At 71.1% G+C, this 19,746-nt stretch carries 22 protein-coding genes and 2 tRNA genes; 12 read left to right on the top strand and 12 right to left on the bottom strand.

Translation table 11 applies throughout. From position 1 onward, the window contains the following. Positions 1–33 precede the first annotated feature (33 nt). Positions 34–1,068, top strand: a complete 1,035-nt coding sequence (locus ACGFH9_RS13305) for an expansin EXLX1 family cellulose-binding protein (RefSeq protein WP_393218201.1) — start codon at positions 34–36, stop codon at positions 1,066–1,068. A gap of 90 nt (positions 1,069–1,158) precedes the next feature. Here ACGFH9_RS13305 and ACGFH9_RS13310 read toward each other — a convergent pair whose 3' ends face one another. The 4 genes from ACGFH9_RS13310 to bcp all read right to left on the bottom strand — a co-directional run bounded on the left by ACGFH9_RS13310 (position 1,159) and on the right by bcp (position 2,882). Further along, entirely contained in the window at positions 1,159–1,695 is a 537-nt protein-coding gene (locus tag ACGFH9_RS13310) for a GNAT family N-acetyltransferase (protein WP_393218203.1), read from the bottom strand. A 79-nt stretch (positions 1,696–1,774) separates the two neighbouring features. After that, positions 1,775–1,860, bottom strand: a tRNA-Leu gene (locus ACGFH9_RS13315). A gap of 175 nt (positions 1,861–2,035) precedes the next feature. Continuing rightward, positions 2,036–2,374 carry a hypothetical protein gene (locus ACGFH9_RS13320; protein ID WP_393218206.1) on the bottom strand — a complete coding sequence of 113 codons (339 nt, stop codon included), beginning with the start codon at positions 2,372–2,374 and terminating at the stop codon, positions 2,036–2,038. 31 nt (positions 2,375–2,405) lie between these two features. After that, positions 2,406–2,882, bottom strand: coding sequence for a thioredoxin-dependent thiol peroxidase (bcp, locus tag ACGFH9_RS13325; protein ID WP_393218207.1), 477 nt, complete (start codon positions 2,880–2,882; stop codon positions 2,406–2,408). A 173-nt stretch (positions 2,883–3,055) separates the two neighbouring features. On the opposite strand from bcp, the gene ACGFH9_RS13330 reads away from it, so the two are divergent. Genes ACGFH9_RS13330 through ACGFH9_RS13345 form a run of 4 tightly spaced genes read left to right on the top strand, consistent with a single transcriptional unit; the run spans position 3,056 to position 5,728 of the window. Continuing rightward, positions 3,056–3,772, top strand: a complete 717-nt coding sequence (locus tag ACGFH9_RS13330; RefSeq protein ID WP_393218210.1) for an energy-coupling factor ABC transporter permease — start codon at positions 3,056–3,058, stop codon at positions 3,770–3,772. Then, a complete protein-coding gene (locus ACGFH9_RS13335) occupies positions 3,769–4,188 on the top strand; it encodes a PDGLE domain-containing protein (RefSeq protein ID WP_393218213.1) in 420 nt (139 codons plus the stop codon). The genes ACGFH9_RS13330 and ACGFH9_RS13335 overlap by 4 nt, the downstream gene beginning before the upstream one ends. A gap of 14 nt (positions 4,189–4,202) precedes the next feature. Beyond that, positions 4,203–4,973 (top strand): cobalt ECF transporter T component CbiQ, encoded by a 771-nt coding sequence (cbiQ, locus tag ACGFH9_RS13340; RefSeq protein ID WP_393218216.1) that lies wholly within the window; start codon positions 4,203–4,205, stop codon positions 4,971–4,973. Continuing rightward, positions 4,970–5,728: an ABC transporter ATP-binding protein gene (locus ACGFH9_RS13345; RefSeq protein ID WP_355232865.1), complete on the top strand. Its 759-nt coding sequence runs from the start codon at positions 4,970–4,972 to the stop codon at positions 5,726–5,728. Before cbiQ ends, ACGFH9_RS13345 begins: the two co-directional genes overlap by 4 nt. Before the next feature lie 44 nt (positions 5,729–5,772). Here ACGFH9_RS13345 and ACGFH9_RS13350 read toward each other — a convergent pair whose 3' ends face one another. Next, the gene (locus ACGFH9_RS13350; protein ID WP_393218219.1) at positions 5,773–6,132 is read right to left on the bottom strand and encodes a hypothetical protein; all 360 of its coding nucleotides are present in this window, start codon (positions 6,130–6,132) and stop codon (positions 5,773–5,775) included. Positions 6,133–6,639: 507 nt separating this feature from the next. Here ACGFH9_RS13350 and ACGFH9_RS13355 point away from each other — a divergent pair. Further along, positions 6,640–7,449, top strand: a complete 810-nt coding sequence (locus ACGFH9_RS13355; RefSeq protein WP_393218221.1) for a helix-turn-helix domain-containing protein — start codon at positions 6,640–6,642, stop codon at positions 7,447–7,449. Then, positions 7,446–7,640 carry a DUF397 domain-containing protein gene (locus ACGFH9_RS13360; protein ID WP_393218223.1) on the top strand — a complete coding sequence of 65 codons (195 nt, stop codon included), beginning with the start codon at positions 7,446–7,448 and terminating at the stop codon, positions 7,638–7,640. The genes ACGFH9_RS13355 and ACGFH9_RS13360 overlap by 4 nt, the downstream gene beginning before the upstream one ends. A gap of 142 nt (positions 7,641–7,782) precedes the next feature. Here ACGFH9_RS13360 and ACGFH9_RS13365 read toward each other — a convergent pair whose 3' ends face one another. From ACGFH9_RS13365 to ACGFH9_RS13380, 4 genes are read right to left on the bottom strand one after another with little or no spacing between them, the layout of a single operon-like run. Continuing rightward, on the bottom strand, positions 7,783–8,865 hold the full coding sequence (locus tag ACGFH9_RS13365) for a hypothetical protein (RefSeq protein WP_393218225.1): 1,083 nt from the start codon (positions 8,863–8,865) through the stop codon (positions 7,783–7,785). Further along, complete coding sequence (locus ACGFH9_RS13370; RefSeq protein ID WP_393218228.1) at positions 8,862–9,578, bottom strand: DsbA family protein; 717 nt, start codon at positions 9,576–9,578, stop codon at positions 8,862–8,864. The genes ACGFH9_RS13365 and ACGFH9_RS13370 overlap by 4 nt, the downstream gene beginning before the upstream one ends. Next, on the bottom strand, positions 9,571–10,095 hold the full coding sequence (locus ACGFH9_RS13375; RefSeq protein WP_393218230.1) for a MauE/DoxX family redox-associated membrane protein: 525 nt from the start codon (positions 10,093–10,095) through the stop codon (positions 9,571–9,573). Before ACGFH9_RS13375 ends, ACGFH9_RS13370 begins: the two co-directional genes overlap by 8 nt. Before the next feature lie 32 nt (positions 10,096–10,127). Continuing rightward, a complete protein-coding gene (locus ACGFH9_RS13380; RefSeq protein WP_355232869.1) occupies positions 10,128–10,718 on the bottom strand; it encodes a sigma-70 family RNA polymerase sigma factor in 591 nt (196 codons plus the stop codon). A 202-nt stretch (positions 10,719–10,920) separates the two neighbouring features. On the opposite strand from ACGFH9_RS13380, the gene ACGFH9_RS13385 reads away from it, so the two are divergent. The 3 genes from ACGFH9_RS13385 (at position 10,921) to ACGFH9_RS13395 (ending at position 14,490) form a co-directional block, all read left to right on the top strand. Beyond that, complete coding sequence (locus ACGFH9_RS13385) at positions 10,921–12,585, top strand: copper resistance CopC/CopD family protein (protein ID WP_393218233.1); 1,665 nt, start codon at positions 10,921–10,923, stop codon at positions 12,583–12,585. Positions 12,586–12,602: 17 nt separating this feature from the next. Continuing rightward, positions 12,603–13,334 carry a YcnI family protein gene (locus ACGFH9_RS13390; RefSeq protein ID WP_393218235.1) on the top strand — a complete coding sequence of 244 codons (732 nt, stop codon included), beginning with the start codon at positions 12,603–12,605 and terminating at the stop codon, positions 13,332–13,334. 151 nt (positions 13,335–13,485) lie between these two features. Further along, on the top strand, positions 13,486–14,490 hold the full coding sequence (locus ACGFH9_RS13395; RefSeq protein ID WP_393218345.1) for a hypothetical protein: 1,005 nt from the start codon (positions 13,486–13,488) through the stop codon (positions 14,488–14,490). Between the two features lie 111 nt (positions 14,491–14,601). Here ACGFH9_RS13395 and ACGFH9_RS13400 read toward each other — a convergent pair whose 3' ends face one another. Next, on the bottom strand, positions 14,602–15,879 hold the full coding sequence (locus tag ACGFH9_RS13400; protein WP_393218238.1) for a glycosyltransferase family 87 protein: 1,278 nt from the start codon (positions 15,877–15,879) through the stop codon (positions 14,602–14,604). 72 nt (positions 15,880–15,951) lie between these two features. Here ACGFH9_RS13400 and orn point away from each other — a divergent pair, with 72 nt between their 5' ends. Together orn and ACGFH9_RS13410 are read left to right on the top strand one after the other, a co-directional pair. Continuing rightward, positions 15,952–16,542, top strand: a complete 591-nt coding sequence (gene orn / locus ACGFH9_RS13405; RefSeq protein WP_393218241.1) for an oligoribonuclease — start codon at positions 15,952–15,954, stop codon at positions 16,540–16,542. Positions 16,543–16,648: 106 nt separating this feature from the next. Further along, a tRNA-His gene (locus ACGFH9_RS13410) sits at positions 16,649–16,724 on the top strand. A gap of 145 nt (positions 16,725–16,869) precedes the next feature. Here ACGFH9_RS13410 and ACGFH9_RS13415 read toward each other — a convergent pair. Together ACGFH9_RS13415 and ACGFH9_RS13420 are read right to left on the bottom strand one after the other, a co-directional pair. Continuing rightward, the gene (locus ACGFH9_RS13415) at positions 16,870–18,147 is read right to left on the bottom strand and encodes an Ig-like domain-containing protein (protein WP_393218243.1); all 1,278 of its coding nucleotides are present in this window, start codon (positions 18,145–18,147) and stop codon (positions 16,870–16,872) included. 253 nt (positions 18,148–18,400) lie between these two features. After that, the gene (locus ACGFH9_RS13420) at positions 18,401–19,672 is read right to left on the bottom strand and encodes an Ig-like domain-containing protein (RefSeq protein ID WP_393218246.1); all 1,272 of its coding nucleotides are present in this window, start codon (positions 19,670–19,672) and stop codon (positions 18,401–18,403) included. Positions 19,673–19,746: the final 74 nt, after the last annotated feature.

Here is a 19,746-nt window from a genome sequence, read left to right on the forward strand (position 1 = left end):
TCCGCCGCACACCGGTCCGGCAGCATCGCCGACGTGACCGACGGAAGCGCTCCCGGCGGCGTCGACAGTCCCGCCGTCGCCGTCAAGGACGTCGACATCGAACTCGACCTGGAGCGTGCCCCGGACGACCGGCCCGCCTCCTCGTCGGGCCCGGTGCCCTGGCTGGTCGCCACCGGCGTCACCGTGTTCGCGGCGGCCCTCGGGCTCACCCTGGCCCTCCGATCCGGCTCCACACCCGCCTGCGCCGCCGGGCGGACGCTCGCCGCCGCGCCGCCCACCGGCACCGCCAACCACAGCGGCAAGGCGACCTTCTACGACTCGAAAGGCGCCGGCGGCAACTGCTCGAACCCGGCCGCGCCAGCCAACCGGCTCTACGTCGCGCTCGGCCCCACGGAGTACGCCGAGGGCGCCGCCTGCGGCGGCTTCCTCGACGTCACCGGCCCGAAGGGCACCGTCCGTGTCCTCATCATGGACCAGTGCCCCGAGTGCGAGCCGGGACACCTCGACCTGTCCCGGGAAGCGTTCGCCCGCATCGCCGACCCGGTACAGGGCCTCGTTCAGGTCACCTACCGCGCGGTGGTCGACCCCCCACTTCCCGGCCCGCTGACCTTCCGGATCAAGGAGGGCGCGTCGCAGTTCTGGTTCGCCGTCCGAATCGGCAACCACGGCAACCCCCTGCGCGCCGTCGAGGTGCGCCAGGGCACCAGCGGCCCGTGGCGCGCCACGGCGCGGCAGGACTACAACTACTGGCTGCTGGCCTCCGGAGCAGGCCCCGGCCCGTACAGCGTGCGGGTCACCGACGTGTACGGCCACCGGGTCACTGTGTCCGGCATCCGGATGACACCGGGCCAGGTGCAGACGAGTGTGGTGCGGATGTACGAGCGTGGCGTCGTCGCCACCACCAAACGTCCGCCCGCGACGGCCCGGCCGCCAGCCGCCCGCCCCGGCGGTACGCCGACACCGGCCGGCCGGCCCGCCAAGGTGGCCGTGGCGAGCGCGCCGGCCACCCCGGCCGCCGACGGGCCCTCCACCCGACCCGCCGGGGCGAGCGCGCGCTGGTGCGGCTGAGTCGTTCGCGGTGGCCGGCCCGGCCCGGTGGCGGCTCGGCCCGGTGGCGGCTCGGCCTGCTGGCGTTCCGACCTGGTGGCGACTGGTCCCTCAGCCGGTCGGGGTCAGGTCGAGCCACATGAGGATCTCGTCGCGGTCGTCACCCGGCGCCACGCGCAGCGCGCCCGGCAGGCGACCGATCTCCCGGTAGCCGAGGCGGCGGTAGAACCCGTCCAGCCCCAACCCGTCGCGCACCGTCACGTGCAGCGCCTCGTGGCCCATCGTGCGGCCCAGTCGGGCGGCCTCGCGCATCAGCGCCGACCCGTAGCCCGCGCCCTGGACGTCGGGGTGAACCATCACCCGCTTCAACACACACCAGTGCGCCTTGAGAGGGAACCGGTTGTCGGCGAAGACCAGCACGGCGGCGAGCCGATCGCCGTCGTACCCGATCAGGAGGCGGTCCGGCCCGTCGGCGATGCCCGCGAACGTCGGGTCGGCGATCGTACGGACATCGGCAGCGGTCACCGGAGGGACGAAGCCGACCGCGCCGCCGGCGTTGCTGGCGTCCACCCAGAGGGCGACGATGTCGGCGCGCAGCTGCGGGGTCAGCTCGGGATCCAGGACGAAACGCAGACTCACGGCGCCCATCCTGGCGGCTCGGTCGGGCTCGTCGCCCGCAACCGTGACGCGTTCGACAATCAATCCCGCGCACGCGGTCTTCGTTGGATGGTGCGGGAGGGGGGATTCGAACCCCCACGCCCTTTCGGACAATAGGACCTAAACCTATCGCGGCTGCCGTTACGCCACTCCCGCCAACTCGCTGAGTCTAGAGCGTCTGGCTTCGACGGTGTTCAGCCCGGCCTCCTTGAGGATGGAGGAGACCGCGCCATGACTCACCTCGCACTCTCCGTCGGGCAGGTGGCGCAGGATCTCGGACAGTCGTTTCGCGCCGACATCCGGATTGGCCAGGGCCTGTTGGATTACGGCATCAAGGATCAGGCGCGCGCCTCGCCAGACTGGCCCTGTCCCGCACGCTTCGCACTCTTTCCGGCAGGCCGAGTTCCGCGAGGGCCCACTTCAGACGCACCCCGGGCGTCCGCCGGGATCCCGGGGCCAGTCGAACCAGCAACTGCGCTGACGTCGTACGTCGCGCGCTGCGTCCGTTGTGCGCCTGTCCCGTGAAGTGCGACGTGTCGATGCCGAATCTCTTGAGCTGTCGGCTGATGTGCGCGTGCGAGCCGCCGCTGACGCGTACGCCGAGCAGCCGCATGTGGGCTGCGGCGGCCGCCTCGGCGAGCAACTCCGGTGTGTATTTGTACCGAACCATTCACGCACGGTAGTGCTGGTGTCCGACAGTCTCAGTCGAGCCCGAGGTCGCGGCGGAGTTTGGCGACGTGCCCGGTGGCCTTGACGTTGTAGAGCGCCCGTTCGATCTTGCCGTCGGCGTCGATGACGAACGTCGAGCGGATCACGCCGGTCACGGTCCTGCCGTACGACTGCTTCTCGCCGTACGCGCCGTAGGCGCTGAGCACCGCCTTGTCCACGTCCGATACCAGCGGGAAGGTGATGGCGTCGCGGTCGCGGAACTTCGCCAACTTCTCCGGCTTGTCGGGGGAGATGCCGATGACCTCGTAGCCGGCCGCCTGGAGCGAGGCGAGCGAGTCGCGGAAGTCGCACGCCTGCTTGGTGCAGCCGGGGGTCATCGCGGCCGGGTAGGCGTACAGGACCACCTTGCGGCCCCGCAGGTCGGCGAGGGAGATCTGGTCGCCGGTGTCGGTGGGCAGGGTCCACTCGGGCGCGGGGTCACCGGGGGAGAGACGATCGGGCGCGGTCATGGCCCCGACCCTACCGTCGCGCCGTCAGGTGCCGGGGTCGGCGGCGCGCCCGCCGCGTCCGGCAAAGGTGATCAAGGCCATCCGTTGTTGCCAGAGTCTGGCAACAACAAGTCGCAGGAAATAGGCTGACCCCCGCCGGGCCCGGACGGGTTCGCTGACGCGTGGGAGGTCGCGTGGAAACACTGGCGATGCACATCTCGAACGGGATCATCAACGGTCCCGTTGCGGCGATCTTCGCTGCGCTCGCTCTCGTCGCGCTCACCTACTGCGTCCTGCGCGGCCGGCGGGACCTGGACGACCGGCTCGCCCCGATGGCCGGCCTGGTCGCCGCGTTCATCTTCGCGGTCCAGATGCTCAACTTCCCGATCTTCACGGCGGGCGTGAGCGGCCACCTGCTCGGCGGCGCGCTCGCCGCCATGTTGGTCGGCCCGTGGGTCGGCGCGCTCTGCGTGGCCGTGGTCCTCGTCGTGCAGGCCCTGATCTTCGGTGACGGTGGCGTGGCGATGCTCGGCCTCAACATCACCAACATGGCGCTGCTCGGTACCGCCGCCGCGTACCTGCTGATCGCGCTGCTGCTGCGGGTGCTGCCCCGCACCCGGGCGGGCCTGGCGGTGACCGCGTTCGTCGCCGCGACGCTCAGCGTGGTGGTCGCGTCCCAGGGCTTCGTCCTGGAGTACTGGCTGGGCGGCACCACCGACCTCGGTAACAACCTGGCCGGCCTGGCCGGCACGATGGCCGGCGTCCACGTGCTCATCGGCATCGGCGAGGGCCTGATCACCGCGACCACCGTGCTCACCGTCGCCAAGGTCCGCCCCGACCTGGTGTACGCGCTGCGTTCCCGCCGTACCCCCACCACCCCCGCCGTCCCGGTTTCGGAAGGTGTCCGATGAAGAACCGTTCGTGGGCCTTCCTGGCCGGCGGCCTGCTGGTCGCCCTGCTGCTCGCCGGCGTCGTGAGCAACTACGCCTCGTCGCACCCGGACGGGCTGGACTCCTCCCTGCTCAAGGGCTGCACCGTCGACGCCGACGACACCATCGTCGGTGGCAGTTGCCCGGCCCAGCAGGCGAAGGACCACGAGCTGGGGGACAGCCCGCTCGCCGACTACGGCGTGCGGGGCGTGGAGAACAGCTTCCTGTCCACCGGCCTCTCCGGCGTGCTCGGCGTGCTGGTGACCTTCGCGATCGGCCTCGGTGGCTTCTGGCTGCTGCGCCGCCGGGGGACCGCGCCGGCCACGGGTGACGACGGCACGTCCGCTGAGGGCGACGCGGTCACCGCCGGTCGCGGCCGCACCGGCACGAGCGACTGAGCAGGGGGTACGACATGGGTGCCGGTCACGGGCATGTGCTGTACCGCGAGTCGTCCTCGCCGGTGCACCGGCTCCCGCCCGAGGTCAAGATCGTGGCGATGGTGGTCTTCACGGTCGCCGTGGTGGCCACACCGCGCGAGGCGTTCTGGGCCTTCGGGGCGTACGCCCTGCTGGTGGCGGTGGTGGCGGCGCTGGCCCGGGTGGGGCCGCGCTGGCTGCTCAGCCGCGCTCTGATCGAGCTGCCGTTCGTGCTGTTCGCCGTCGCGCTGCCGTTCCTCGGTGCGGGTGAGCGGGTCGAGGTGCTGGGGCTGCGGCTGTCCGAGGACGGTCTGCACGGCGCGTGGAACATCCTGGCCAAGGGCACGCTCGGGGTCCTCGCCTCGCTGCTGCTGGCAGCGACCACCACCACCCGGGACCTGATCGTCGGGTTGGACCGGCTGCACTGTCCGCAGATCCTCACCCAGATCGCCACGTTCATGCTGCGCTATCTGGACGTGCTGGTCGGCGAGGCGCGACGGATGCGGGTGGCGCGCATCTCCCGGGGCGACGACCCGCGCTTCCTGTGGCAGTTGCGCGGCTTCGCCGCCGGCGTCGGTGCGCTGTTCCTGCGTGCCTTCGAACGCGGGGAGCGGGTCTACCTGGCGATGCTGTCGCGGGGCTACACCGGGCGGATGCCCGCCGTGTGGCAGGGCGACGGCGCGGCGACAGCCGGTCAGTGGCTGATCGCGGCGACCGTGCCGGTGGTGGCGGCCTCCATCGCCGCGACCGCCGTCGTGCTGACATGATCGGTGTCGTGCAGACCGCCCTCTCGCTGGACGTTCGTGGTCTTCGGTACGCGTACCCGGATGGGCACGTGGCCCTGCACGGCGTGGACCTGGCGGTGCCGCGCGGCGACCGGGTGGCGCTGCTCGGCCCCAACGGCGCCGGCAAGACGACCCTGGTGCTGCACCTCAACGGCATCCTCACCCCGGCCGAGGGCAACGTCAGCGTCGGCGGGCTGACGATCACGCCGGACCGTGCGACGCTGGCCGAGGTTCGCCGCCGGGTGGGGATCGTCTTCCAGGACCCCGACGACCAGCTCTTCCTGCCCACGGTGGCGGAGGACGTGGCGTTCGGGCCGGCCAACCTGGGCCTGCGCGGGGCGGAGTTGGCGGCCCGGGTCGACGAGGCGCTCGCTGCCGTGGGGATGAGCGAGCACCGGGAGCGGGCCCCGCAGCACCTCTCGTTCGGGCAGCGCCGCCGGGTGGCGGTGGCGACCGTGCTGGCCATGCACCCGGAGATCCTGGTGCTGGACGAGCCGTCGTCGAACCTGGACCCGGCGGCCCGGCGCGAGCTGGCCGAGATCCTGCGCGACCTGCCGGTGACCCTGCTGATGGTCACCCACGACCTGCCGTACGCGGCGGAGCTGTGCGAACGCTCGGTGATCCTGGACGGCGGTCGGATCGCAGCGGACGCCCCAACCCGCACGCTGCTCGGTGACGCGCCCCTGCTGGCGAAGCACCGCCTGGAGCTCCCGTACGGCTTCACCCCGCACCCCTGACCCACTCCGCTGCGTGATCGGTCGCGTAGCAACGACAGCGCAACCTATGAACTGCCGTCCGTGCCCGGGGCATCGACGGCGGGTCGGCGGTACGGACCCCAGCCCACGAACCGGGCGTACAGGTCGTTCGGGCTCGGGCCGTCATGCGGGTTGAGGCGGTAGAGATCCCTGGTCGCCTCGTAGTACATGCCGGCGAGGTAGATCGTCAGGCCGGTCGGGTTGTTCTCGAACTCGGCCCTGAGGCGCAGCCGCGCTTCGCCGCAGGGCCAGACCTGGCCATCCGCCCGGCAGAGCCACAACGGACGCAGCGGGGTGTGCGGGGGTTTTCCCTCGTTGTGGCCTCGCGGATAGGCGGGTGTCGGGCCGGCCAGGGGTGGATGCGCCTGACTGTTGAGCGTGCTCATCTGTCGTCTCCTGCCCTCGGGTCATCAGTTGGGAGGTGAGCGTCGGTAGGTGCGTTCCAGTTCGCATTGAACGGCGGCACGAACCCGCCGGAGGATGACGGCCCGTAGCGGGCGATCGGCTGTTCGGGGGTGCCGCTCGCCCGTTTGCGCTTGCGGTCGGTTCGGCAGGAGGGACACGCGCACCGCCGCGCACCCAGTCGGAAGCGCTTCGATCGGTGCGGCCTGTGCCTTGGTCGGGCCAGGTCGGCGTCGTCGTCCAACGGTCCCCTCCTGTCTGCTGCACGGAATCCGGGCCGCGAACCACATTCACCCCTGCGCGACCCGGACCCCGAATCCTCGGGGCGCGGTGCCGGGGTGCCACCCGACACCGCGCACTTCACAGTCTGGTTAGGACGGGTCTATCTTCGATACGTGCTCACGCCTACCGAGCTGGGCAGATACGGACAGTGAGCATCTTCGGATGACTGTGAGTGACACGCCGAACGAATTGAGCAGATATGAGGAGCCATGGGCAGCGTAGTGGATTACGTCATCGGAGAGCTTCGCTTCCTTCGAACCGCGCTGAGCCTTAGCCAAGAGGAATTCGGCAGGACTATCGGCTATTCGGCGTCGCACGTCAGTTCCGTCGAGACCGGCGGCCGGCCACCCACAATCGACTACGCCATGGCCGTAGACCGTGCACACGATCCGTTGTGCGACGAGAAGAGGGGCGGCCGCTTCGCCCGCATGTTGCGCGAACTGTCCAAGGCCGACCCTGAGTGGCTGAGTGAGTGGATCCAGTGCGAGCAAGAGGCCACCCTGATCAGATGGTATGAGCCCGCCTTCGTGCCCGGCCTGCTCCAGACTGAGGTGTATGCCCGGGCGACCTTGCCGAGCAACGTGCTGACGGCTGAGGAGATCGAGCAGCGAGTCTCCTCACGGCTCGGGCGTCAGGCGATCCTCACCAAAGAGCGGCCAGCTCAGTTCGTGGCCGTTATCGACGTCATGGTCCTGCGTCGGCCCATAAGCGGCAGCCCCGGAATCATGGCTGAACAGATCGCACACCTGGTGAAGATGGCCGAGTTGCCGAACGTGCAAATACTCGTGGTGACTGAGGACGCGGGGGTCTATCCTGGATTGCAGGGCGGATTCATCCTGGCAACGCTGCCCGGCGGTGCAGTGGTCGCCCACCTTGATCACCAGGTGCGAGCACAGGTAGTCAACGGGGCCGATGACCTTGCTAGCCTCCAAAGGACGTGGGAGGCAGTCAGAGGCGAAGCCCTCTCTCGAAGGCAGTCACTCGAATTGATCAAGGAAGCGGCGAAGAGATGGACATGACCGGTGCCAGGTGGCACAAGTCGACTCGTTCCGGCTCCAACGGCGGGTCGTGTGTAGAGGTGGCCGACAACCTGCCCGGTGTCGTGTTCGTACGCGACACCAAGGACCGCGAGGGTGGCACCCTCCACTTCAACCCGCTGTCGTGGCAGTCGTTCGTCGATCTGGCCAAGAATATCGGACCCGTCGGCTGAGCCAACCACGACGCAAAGAGGGCCCCTCGGCTGAGGGGCCCTCTTCTTATGCGTTGTCCTGCTCGGCTGCTTCTCCATGACATCGATGTCGACCAGCACGGGACCGAGAACCTGACACTGCCATCGCCCAGGAGGCGCGGCCTCAGGGGGCTGGCACCGCGGGGGCGGCGGCACGGGAGGCCGCGTGCAGACGCAGGACCCCGGCGGCTGTCGCGCCGACGCCGGTGATCAGGACCACCGCCACCATGACGCGGGCGACCTCGGGTGGCCAGGGCACCGGAGCGACGGACCGGGCGAACACGGCGGCGTTCGCCACCCCGGCGAAGAGCGCCAGACACGCCCCGGCCAGCGCCACCGCGAAGTCGGCGGCCGGGCGGTGGGTCAGCGCGTACCAACCGGCGGCGACCGCGCCGAGGCCGGTGAGTAGCGGCCAGATCTGCCCGGACAGCAGCCCGGACAACACCCCGCCGACACCCTGAGCGCCCGCGTCGAGTTCCCGTCCCACCGGGTAGCCGACCGCCACCGCGCCGCCGACGACGAGCAACGCACCGAGCGCGGCCAGCGCCCGCACGCCGGCGGGCGAGGCGGCGGCGAACAGGCCGAGCGCGCCCACCGCGAGCAGTCCGACGATGCTCACGGCCCACCAGGTGTACGCGTCGGGCGGCGGCACCCAGTCCAGGGTGCCGCCGATCGTCAGCGGGTCGGTGCCGTCGCGCAGCGGTACCGTCCAGTCCCGGATCCGGTGCTCGCGTTCCGGCGCGGCGCGTACCTCCGCCGGTGGCGTCGACTCCTGCCACAGCGCCCGTTGGTCGTGCCAGCGTGCCGTGGTCCCGTCGGCGATGCGCCGCCAGGACGGTGGGGCGGCCGGGTCGGCGTCGGCCGGGAGGGCGGTGTCGCCGGCCAGGGTGCGGTTCAGGTACGTGGCGGGGGAGTGGCTGTTCTCGAAGACGCCGTCGGGACCGACCCGCAGGTACGGCTCTCCGGAGTAGCCGATCACCTCGACCGCCCGGCCGGTGTGGTTGGTCAGTTCGAGGCGGGCGCCCGCCTCGATCACCCGTACCGTCAGGCCGGGCCGGGCCGGCGTGACGCCGGCGACGCGGGTGCGGTAGTCGGTGCCGTTCGGGGCGTCCGCGCCGTGTGCGGCGGCGGGCGCCGCGGTGAGCAGGGTCGCCGCGCAGGTGGCGGCGGCGACCAGTCCGGCGCGCGCCAGGGCGGTACGGATCACTTGCCGGCCGCCGCCACGGCCGCCGTGAGGCCCTGCGGGGTGCGGTCGGCCAGCGGTTGCCCGTTGACCAGGATGGTGGGCGTACCGGTGACGTCGCTGCGGCTGGCCTCCTCGGTGACGTGCTCGGTCCACGTCTTGTAGGTGCCCTCCTTCACGCAGCCGCCGAACGAGCCCCGGTCCAGCCCCACTCCGACGCCGATGTCGACGAGTTCGTCGTCGCTGAGCCCGGCGCTGCCCTCGGGTGGCTGCTTGGCGAAGAGCGCCTTGGCGTACTCACGGAACTTGCCGCCGACCGCCGCGCAGCCGGACGCGGCCGACGAGCGGGTGGAGTACTCGGTGGTGGAGAAGCGGTTGAGGTACGCGACCGGGTGGTACACCACCTTTGCCTTGTTCTCGGACGCCAACTGCTCCAGCGTCGCGCCGCTGCTCTGCTCGAACTGGTTGCAGGCCGGGCAGAGGAAGTCCTCGTAGACGTCGACGGTGACCGGTCCGCCGCCGGTCACGATGCCGGTGCCGGGCGCGTTGGCGCCGGGCGGGGTGGTGAAGCTGTCCGAGCGCTGGCTGGACCACACGCCCCAGCCGATGAGGCCGGCGATGACCAGGACGGCGACGGCGGCGGCGGACACCCAGATGGTGCGACGACGGCGTCGTTCGCGGGCCAGTTGCTCGCGGACGACCCTCGCTGCGTCCCGCTGGCTCCTGCGACTACTCATCCTCGTCCTCCACTGCGGGTTCGGCGGACAGCCATCCATCCACCGACACGGGCGTACGGGGCCAGATCACCAGAAATCCGGCCAGTACCAAGAATCCCAGGTCCCGCAGGATCTCCGGGAGGTAACTCGGGGCCTGCCCCTCGGCGAGCTGGCCGCCGCTGCCGAAGCAGCCGCAGTCGATGGCCAGGCCACGTGCCCAGGCCGAGGAGATCCCCGCGATGAAGACCAGCAGCAGCGCGGCGGAGATGGCCGCGGTGAGCCGGGTGGCCAGCCCGAGCAGCAGCAGCACACCCAGGGCCAGCTCGACGAAGGGCAGCGCCGCCCCGATCACCGTGGCGGCGTCGTACGGCAGCACCTGGTACGCGTTCACGGCCCGACCCGAGGCGGCCAGGTCACCGACCTTCGACGCGCCGGCGACGAGCCAGACGGCGGCGAGACCGAGGCGGGCCGCCGTGCCGAGCCAGAGCCGGACGGCCGCCCAGCGGGCGACCCGCGTGGGGGGTGCAGTCACGCTCATTTGTCGTTCCGTCTCCGCCGGAAGTTCCGGGCTCAGCCGGCGCGGGCGTCGCCGACCGCCTCGACCAGCTCGTCTCGGGCCCGGGCGACCCGGGACCGGATGGTGCCCACGGGCACCCCCTCGACGGCGGCGGCCTCGGCGTACGAGAGGCCGAGCAGTTGGGTGAGCACGAACGCCGCACGCCGCTCGGGGCTCAGCCGCTGCACGAGGTCGGTGGCGCCGAGCTGCCCGGCGTGGTCGGGGTGCGGACGGTCGGTGTACGCGTTCGCGGCCAGCCGCTCGTCGAGGCGACGACGTCGGATCACCGTCCGGAGGTGGTCGGCGCAGGCCCGCCGGGCGATCCCGAGCAGCCACGTCCGGGCGCTGGACCGGCCCTCGAACGCGGGGAGGGCCTTGAACGCCCGCAGGTACGTCTCCTGGGCGAGGTCGTCGGCGCTGTCCGGGCCCACCAGGGCGGCGGCGAAGCGCCAGACCTCGGCCTGGGTCAGCCGGACGAACATGGCCTGGGCGGCGGCGTCACCGTCGCGCGCGGTCAGGGCCGACTCGGTCGCCGGGTCCCGGGCGACGTCACCGGTCGGATCGGCCGGGCCGGTGGGGCCGGTGTCACGCGGGACGGGGATCACGACAAACCAGGTTACGCGTCGCGGCGTGTGCCGTCAGGGTCCTTTGGCCCTTGGATGGTCTGCGACACGTCGGGAACTTTTCCCCGTCGTCAAGCGACTACCTGCTCATGACACGCGACCCCTTCCGCGCGGCGATGGCGGCTGAGCGGAATTGAGCCGTTCGCCCGACTCGGTTCGCCGAGATCCAGTGGGGTCGGCGACCATGGCAGGCATGACTGTCGCCCCCGGCCGCTGGGCCGCCCGGTTGGCTGGCGCCGCCGGCCTCCTGGTCACCGTCGTCGCCCTGTTGATCGCGCCAGCCACCCCGGCCAGCGCCCACGCGGTGCTGTCGAGCAGCAGCCCGGCCGCATCCTCGGTGGTGCCGGCCGGTCCGTCCGAGGTGGTACTCACCTTCTCCGAGTCGGTGCGCAAGGTCCCCGACAAGGTTCGGGTGATCGCCCCCGACGGTTCCCGCGCCGACCGGGGTGAGCCGTCGTTCGACGGTGCCGTGGTGACCATTCCGGTCGACCCGGCCGCAGGCCGCGGCACCTACCTGGTGAGCTTCCGAGTGATCTCCGCCGACAGTCACCCGGTCTCCGGCGCGTTCACCTATTCGGTGGGCGCGCCCTCGACACCGCCGGTCGACTCCGGCAACGACAGTCGGGCCAACCCCGTGGTGGGTACGGCCGTGAAGGTGGCCCGGTTCCTCGGGTACGCCGGTCTGGTGCTGCTGGTCGGGCCCGCCCTGGTGCTCGCCGCGCTGTGGCCGCAGCGGCTCTCCCGCCGGGGGCCGGCCCGGCTGGCCTGGGCCGGTCTCGGCCTGCTGGCACTGGCCACCCTCGCCGACCTGTGGTTGCAGGTGCCCTACACCGCCGGTGGTGGCCTCTTCGAGGTGACCGGTGAGGGGTTCGGCAGCGTCGTGGGCAGCACCTTCGGCGCGGCTCACCTGGTCCGGCTCGGCCTGCTGGCCGCTGCGGCGTTCCTGCTGCGGCCGCTGCTGGCCCGCCCGGCCGGCCGCACCGACGCGATCATCCTGGCGGTGCTCGGTGTGGCGGCCCTGCTGACCTGGCCGCTGGCCGGGCACCCGGCGGCCTCCCCGGCGCCGGCGGTGTCCGTGGTGGTCGACGCGGTTCACCTGGGCAGCATGGCGGTCTGGCTGGGTGGCCTGCTCATGCTCGCGGTCTTCCTGCTGCGCCAGGCCGACGAGCGGGAGCTGAGCGCGATCCTGCCGATCTGGTCGCGCTGGGCGGCTCTCGCCGTCTCGGCCCTGCTGCTGGCCGGCACCGTGCAGGCGTTGATCGAGGTGGCCACCCCGGACGCCCTGTTCAGCACCACGTACGGGCGACTGCTGCTCGCCAAGATCGGACTGTTCGCGATCGTGATCGCCGTGGCCGCGTACTCCCGGCAGTTGGTCCGTCGGCGCGTGGCCGCGCAGCGGCCGGTGCCGGTGCGCCGGGCGGTCCTGGTGGAACTGGCCGTCACCGCCGTGGTGCTGGCCGTCTCCGCGACCCTGGTGCAGACCACGCCCGCGCGTACGGCGGCGGCCGAGTCGTCCGGCATCCAGGCCGGGCTCTTCACCACCACCCTGTCCAGCCCGCTCTTCTCCATGCAGGTCGAGCTGAGCCCGGCCGAGCGGGGCAACAACTCGGTGCACCTGTACGCCTACGGCAAGGACAACCAGCCGCTGCCGGTGGTGGAGTGGCGGGCGACCGCCGCGCTGCCGTCGGCCGGGATCGAGCCGATCGACGTGCCGCTGCTGCCGTTGACCGACAACCACGCGTACGGCGACATCAGCCTGCCGGCCGCCGGCGAGTGGCAGTTGAAGATCACCGCTCGTATCACCGACATCGACCAGGCCACGGTGACCGCCACCGTGCCCATCCGTTAGAGAGGTCCACGACACCCATGACCCGACTCCGGCGCACCGCATCCGCCGCTGCCGCCCTGGCGTTGACCGCCGTCGCCACCGCCGTGCTCGGCTTCGCCGGGCCGGCCTCCGCCCACGTCACGGTGAACCCGAAGGAGGCGACCCAGGGCGGCTACGCCCGGGTGGCGTTCCGGGTGCCCAACGAGAGCGACACCGCCTCGACCACCAAGCTGGAGGTGGTGCTGCCGGAGAACGCCCCGGTCGGTTCGGTGTCGACCATCCCGGTGCCCGGCTGGACGGTGGCCACCGAGAAGCGCAAGGTGGACCCGCCGATCGAGGTGCACGGCAGCCAGCTCACCGAGGCGGTCTCGAAGATCACCTGGACGGCCACGGGTGACGCCGCGGTCAAGCCGGGGCAGTTCCAGGAGTTCGGCGTCTCAATGGGGCCGCTGCCGAAGGTCGAGTCGATGGTCTTCAAGACCCTCCAGACGTATTCCGACGGCAACGTCTCGCGCTGGATCGACGAGCCGCAGCCGGGCGGCGAGGAGCCGGAGAAGCCCGCTCCGGTGCTCACGCTCACGGCCGCCGCGCCGGCGGCGTCGTCCGCCCCGGCCGCCGCGGCCGTGGCCGACAAGGACGATGACGACGACGAGGGCGACGGCGCCGCGATCGGCCTCGGCGTCGCGGGGCTCGTCGCCGGCCTGGCCGGCCTGGTCCTGGGAGGGTTGGCATTCGCCCGTACCCGCCGGGATCCGGTCGCCAGGTCCTGATCTCGCCGCGCACCCGCTGGCCCGCCGGACAATCCGGCGAGCCAGCGTGCTTTCCGGGACCGGCACCGGTCGTGCCGTGGATATCCCCTGATCAGCCGGCGTACGTCGGTAAGGTCGGCCGGGTATCTGGCTACGGAGGGGGACGGTGCGAATGCGCTTCGTGCGGGCGATCGCCGGAATGCTGTTGTTGGTCATCGGAATTCCGGCGCTGTTCGCCGGCGGCGGGCTGTGGCTGGTCGCCCGGCACGCCGACCCCGGTGGGGCCTTCGCCGCCCGGTTCGAGACCGTCCGCACATCGGGCCACGCGGTCGTGGTCACCGATCTCGACCGGCTGCTGCGACGGGAGGCGCCCTTCGCGCGCGGCGCGCAGACCCGTCTGCGGCTCGACGCCCGGACGCCCGACGGTCCGGCCTTCGTGGGGCTGGCACCGACCGCCGAGGTGCGCCGCTGGCTGGAGCCCGTGCCGTACGCCTCGGTCCGCCGGGTGGCACTGGCCCGGGGTCCGCTGCCGGTCCGCACGGACCCGGCGGTCCCGGTCGCGGCCCCGACCGCCGACGCGGTCCGCCCGCCCCTGGGTCTCCCCTTCTGGGTACGCGAGGGCGTCGGCACTCTCGAGTGGAGCGCCGACGACCTCACCCGCGAGCCGATGAGCCTGGTGGTGATGCGCCCCGACGGTCGTGCCGACCTGAGCCTGGACCTGCGCGCCGAGCTGCGCGCGGGTTGGGTCGTCCCGGTCACCTGGGGTCTGCTCGCGGCAGGAGTGCTGCTGGTGGCGTGCGCGGTGCTGCTCCTGCTGCGCCCACCCCGTCCGCGCGAGGTGGTCTTCGTGGTCGAACCGGACCAGGTGCCGGTGCTCGCCGGCCGGCTCGGGGTCACGTCACTCAGCGGCCTGGGCGTCCGGGACCCTCATCGCGCCAGGTCGATGCCGGCCGTACGGCAGCTCGCCCCGGTCGGCTCCGGCGCGGCCGAGTGGTCCCGATCGGCGATCGGCGCGGAACCGGCCCGGCCTCTCACCCTCGCCGACCTGGACGCTCCCGGCGAACTGCCCCGGCCGTTGGAGGCGGGCCAGCTGCCCCGGCCGCCGGAGGTGGCGTTGAGCCTGGCGTGGCCGCCGAACGACGCCGAGCCCACGGCGCGGCCGGTGCCGGAGGACTGACGCGGCGAGTGGCCCTCCGCGCTGCCGACGCGGAGGGCCACTCTCACCGGGGGAGCGGTGCTGACCGAGCGACGCCTGAGGTACCTGGGTCCAGGTTATAGCCGATGGTCGTTACTGGGGGGTTGTGTCCATTTGGTGCGACTTTTCCTCGATGCGGGCCGGGCGGGCCACGCGGACCGGCAGCGCCACCAACAGCAGCAGGCTGAGCAGGACGTACGCGTTCTGCACGACGAAGTCGCCCGGATTCTGGGTGCGGACCGGGTCCGTACCCCACTTCTGGAACGTCACCACGCCGTAGACGATCACAGCCGTGGCACCCACCGCCAGGCCGGCCGACCACCACCGTCGACGTGCCCCGTCCGGACGCTTCGCGCTCAGCGCCGCGTCGGCGAGCAGCACCACGGCCGGCACGAACCAGTAGATGTGGTGTGTCCACGTGATCGGACTGACCAGTCCGCCGACCAGGCCGGTCAGGGTCAGGCCGGTCAGCCCGTCACCCGCACGCGCGGCGCGGACGGCCCGCCACAGGCCGTAGGCGGCCACCACCGCCACGACCACCAACCACAGCAGCCGGTCCGGCTTCTCGGGCGCGGTGAACCGGCTCAGCAGCCCGAACAGTGACTGGTTGCCGACGTAGTCGGTGCGCCCCACCCGCTCGGTGTCCCACAGCTCCTGGGTCCAGAACCGCCACGAGTCCCCGGGCGCGACCGCCGCCGCCAGCAGGGTCGCCACCGCCGCCGTCGCGCTCGCCACCACGGCGGCCCGCCACCGGCGGGTGGCCAGCAGGTACACGATGAAGATGCCCGGGAAGAGCTTGAGCGCCGTCGCCAGCCCCACGCCGACCCCGGCCCAGCGTCGCGCCTGCGGCACGGCGAACAGCAGGTCGGCCAGGATCAGCACGACCAGCAGCATGTTGATCTGCCCGAAGGTGATCGTCTCGCGTGTGCTCTCCACCGCCAGCACCAGCAGCACGGCGGCGGTCAGGGTGAACGTGCGCGGCAGGCCGTGCCGGGCGATCACGGGCGTCACCAGCCACCGGGTGGTCAGCACCACGGCCGCCACCGTGAGCACCGTGAAGATCGCCACGGTGGCGCCGAGCCGGAGCAGCCCGAACGGCCACAGCAGCAGCGCGCTGAACGGCGGGTAGGTGAAGTAGAGCTCACCCTGCACCCGATCCGGTTGGGCGTAGTCGTAGAGCGGGTGACCGACGCGCCACCAGTCCACCGCGGACATGTAGATCTTGAGGTCGAGGAACTTGTGGTTCAGGCCAGGCAGGTAGAGCGCTGGCAGCACGGCGATCAGGGCCACCACCGCGACCAGGCGACGGACCGTGCGGCCGCCGGGATCGTCGTCCGTGACGGCGGGCGGTGCTACGGGTTCTGCTGGCACCCCGAAACCCTAGCGGGCCGGGTGGCCCGGAGCGCGCAGCCGCGGGGCGTGGGCTGCGCGTAGGCTGTCCCGGTGGCTGACCTCCTCGTCTGGATCGACTGTGAGATGACCGGGTTGGACCTCGGCAGCGACAAGCTGATCGAGGTTGCGGCACTGGTCACCGACCCCGACCTCAACGTGCTGGGTGATGGCGTCGACGTGGTGATCCACGCCGACGAGGCGGCGTTGGAGGCGATGCCGGAGATCGTCCAGACGATGCACGCCAAGTCCGGCCTCACCGAGGAGGTCCGCCGTTCGGTGGTCACCCTGACCGAGGCCGAGGACCTGGTGCTGGAGTACGTCGGCACCTTCGTCAAGGACCCGCGTACCGCGCCGCTGTGTGGCAACTCGATCGCCACCGACCGCGGCTTCATCGCCCGGGACATGCCCCGCCTCGACGCGCACCTGCACTACCGCATGATCGACGTGTCGTCGATCAAGGAACTCTGCCGCCGCTGGTACCCCCGCGTGTACTTCGGTCAGCCGCAGAAGGGCCTGGCGCACCGGGCGCTCGCCGACATCCGCGAGAGCATCCGCGAGCTGGAGTACTACCGGCGCACCATCTTCGTACCGCTGCCCGGCCCGGACGTCGAGACCGCCAAGGGCATCGCCGCGGAGCTCTGAGCCGGCGCCGTTCGGTCGGGGGAACCCGCTGGACGTCGTGCACGGGCGTGGGGCTATTATTGGTCCGCACGCCGCCCGGAGCGATCAACCGGGCGTCGGAGGCGTGGTGGCTGTAGCTCAGTTGGCAGAGCACCGGGTTGTGGTCCCGGTTGTCGTGGGTTCAATTCCCATCAGTCACCCCAAATCTCAGGCCCCCTCTCCGGAGGGGGCCTGAGTCGTTGTGCGGACCCCTCCAGCGGATGATCCACTCCGTTTACCGAAATCCGGGGTGTCCCCGCTGACGGGACACCCCGGATTTCTGGAACCCGAGTCGATGGTGCGTGTGGATCAGGCGGTCGGGGTGGGCGTCGGGGTGGCGGCGTCGTTCGGAGTCGCCGGAGCGTCCGGGTCGTACGGCAGGGCGCTGCCCTCGACGTACTCGTCCCAGCTCATGTTCCAGTCGGTCCAGCCGTTGCCGTTCTTGAGCTTGGTCTCGGTGCCCTTGACCGTGATGGGGTCGCCGACCTGGGTGTTCTTGAACAGCCAGTCGCCGTTGGCCATCGACACGTTCACGCAGCCGTGCGAGACGTTGACGCTGCCCTGCTGGCCCTCCGACCAGGGAGCCGCGTGGATGAACTCGCCGCCATAGGTGAGGCGCTGCGCGTAGTCAATCTTGGTGCGGTAGCCGTCCTCCGGGCCGAGCTCCTCGAACGTGTCGAAGACCGTCTTGCGCAGCTTTTCCATCACCACCATCGTCCCGCTGGACGAGGGCGTGCTCTTCTTGCCCAGGCTGACCGGGAGCGTCTTGATGACCTTGCCGGCGCGGGTCACCGTCATCCGCTTGGTCTTGTTGTCCACCGTCATGATCAGCGACGGACCGATCTTGATGTCCACCGAGAGGTCCGCGCGGCCGTAGTAGCCGTCGCCCATCGGCAGGCCACCGGCCTGCACCCGGTAGGAGACCTTGCTGTTGGCCTTCCAGAACTGCTTCGGCCGGTACCGGATCTCCGTCGGGCTCACCCAGTGCCAGATGCCCTCCTGGGCCGGCGTCGAGGTCACCGTCATCCGGCGCTGTACGTCGTCGCGGTAGTCCTCCGGGATCGCGCGGTCGAACTTGACGATCAGCGGCATCCCGACACCGACCTGCTGGTTGTCACCGAGGAAACTGCTCACCCGGATCTGCTTGTCGGGCTTGGCCATAGTGGTGAAGGTGCTGGTCGTGGTGGCCGGCCGACCGTCGTCGCCGGTGGCCGTGACCGTGGCGGTGTAGCTGGTGCCGTACTCCAGGGCCCCGCTCGGCTGCCACGTCTTGCCGTCCGCCGCGAGCTTCCCCTCGACCGTCTTGCCGGCCGCGTCCTTGAGCTCGAAGGCGGTCTCCTGGGCGTCCTTCGTGCTGAAGGTGACGCCGGTGGACGCGGGCACGTCCTTGGCGTCCGCCGCCGGTTCGGCGATGGTCGCCGACGCCTTGGGCGCTGGGCTCTCGGCGCCGCCCTGCCACGAGGACGGCTTGCCGCCGTCGCTGTCGGTGCAGGCCGAGGTGAAGGCCAACGCCACGGCGAGGAGCCCGGCCGCGAGCACGCGGCGTCGCCCACGGGGGCGGATCAGCTGGTCCTGGCTAGCTCGCATGATGTCCTCACAGTCGTGGTCGCTGACCCATCGTCTCCTAAAGACGTGTCAGAACCGGTCCTGGTTGCCGAGGGTGAACAAAAACACGCCGACCAGGGTGCCGGATTTTTGCTACTATCCGGCGTTTCGTGATCCGGGCTCGTCTTCCTGCCGGAACTGAGGGGTCGCCCATCGCCGTCGTTACGTCGCGGGCAGAGCAAGGGTACGCGCCGACCCGTGCCATCGGCAGGGCCGGCGCGATGACGCCTGTCGCTCAGAGCGCCGGGCCGGAGCCACCCTTGGATACCGGCAGCGCGCTGCCCTTGATGAACTCCGACCAACTCAGGCTCCACGCCGTCCAGCCGTTACCGGCGGCGATCTTGCGCTCGGTTCCCTTGATCGTGATCGGGTCGCCGATCCGGGTCTTCTCGAACAGCCACTTGGCGTTCGTCATCGACACGTTCACACAGCCGTGCGAGACGTTCTGCCGTCCCTGTACGTGCTCCGACCAGGGCGCGGCGTGGATGTACTCGCCGCCCCAGGTGAGCCGCTGGGCGAACTGGATGTCGGTGACGTAGCGGTTGGCCGGGTCCGGATCGTCGCGGGTGTCGAAGACCGTGGCCTCCTTCTTCTCCATCACGACCAGCGTGCCGCTCGACGACGGGGTGCTCCTCTTGCCCAGGCTCACCGGGATCGTGCGCGTCAACGCGCCGTTCTCGTAGACCGACATCTTCTTGGTGGCGTTGTCCACCTTCATCACCAACGACCGGCCGATCTTGGCGGAGGCCTTGCGGTCCATGTCGCCGTACCTGCCGTTGCTCAACGGCACCCCGGCCAGCGCGATCCGTACGGTGAGGGTGGTGCCCGGCTTCCAGTACTCCGGTGCCCGGTAGTACGCCTGCGTGCCGTTGTCGACCCAGTGCCAGGCGCCCGGCTGCGGCGGGTCGGTCTTGACGAACATCCGCTTCTGCACCGCCGCCCGGTCCTTCTTGGGAATGCCCGGGTGGAACTCGGTGACCACCGGCATGGCGACGCCGTAGCTCTTGTCGTCGAAGAGGTACAGGCCGGACCCGATCATCGACTTCGGCTTGGCCATCGTGGTGAAGGTGCTGGTGCCCTGGCTGCTCGTGCCGTCCGGCGCGCTCGCCGTCACCGTGGCCGTGTACTTCGTCCCCCACTTCAGGGGAGCGGACGGCACCCAGGCCGAGCCGTCGGCGCGGAGCTTGCCCTCCACGGTGCCGCCGCTGGCCGCGCTCAGAGTGACCGCGGACACCTTTCCGCCGCTCGGGAGCTTGGCGCTGATCTCCGTACTCACGGGTTTGTTCTTCGTGCCGTCGGCCGGGCTCAGCGTCAGCGAAGGTCCGCTGGGCGCGCTCGGCTCGCCGCTCGTCGACGGCGCGGCCGAGTCGGGTGCGGCACTCGCATCCGCCGACGTCCCGCCGACGAATTCCGGCTTCTTCTGCTCGTCGCCGCACCCGGTCAGTGCCAGCGACGCCGCCAGGGTCAGAGCGCCCACCACCGCCCCGGCTCGCGTGAACCGTGCCATCCCCACCTCTGTTCTCGCGTACCTGGCGGACATCGTGCCCCATCGGTGCCGAGACCCACGCCCCCGTCGCATGC

Origin of the sequence: Micromonospora sp. NPDC049102, assembly GCF_043197485.1 — a bacterium.
Classification (GTDB): Bacteria; Actinomycetota; Actinomycetes; order Mycobacteriales; family Micromonosporaceae; genus Micromonospora.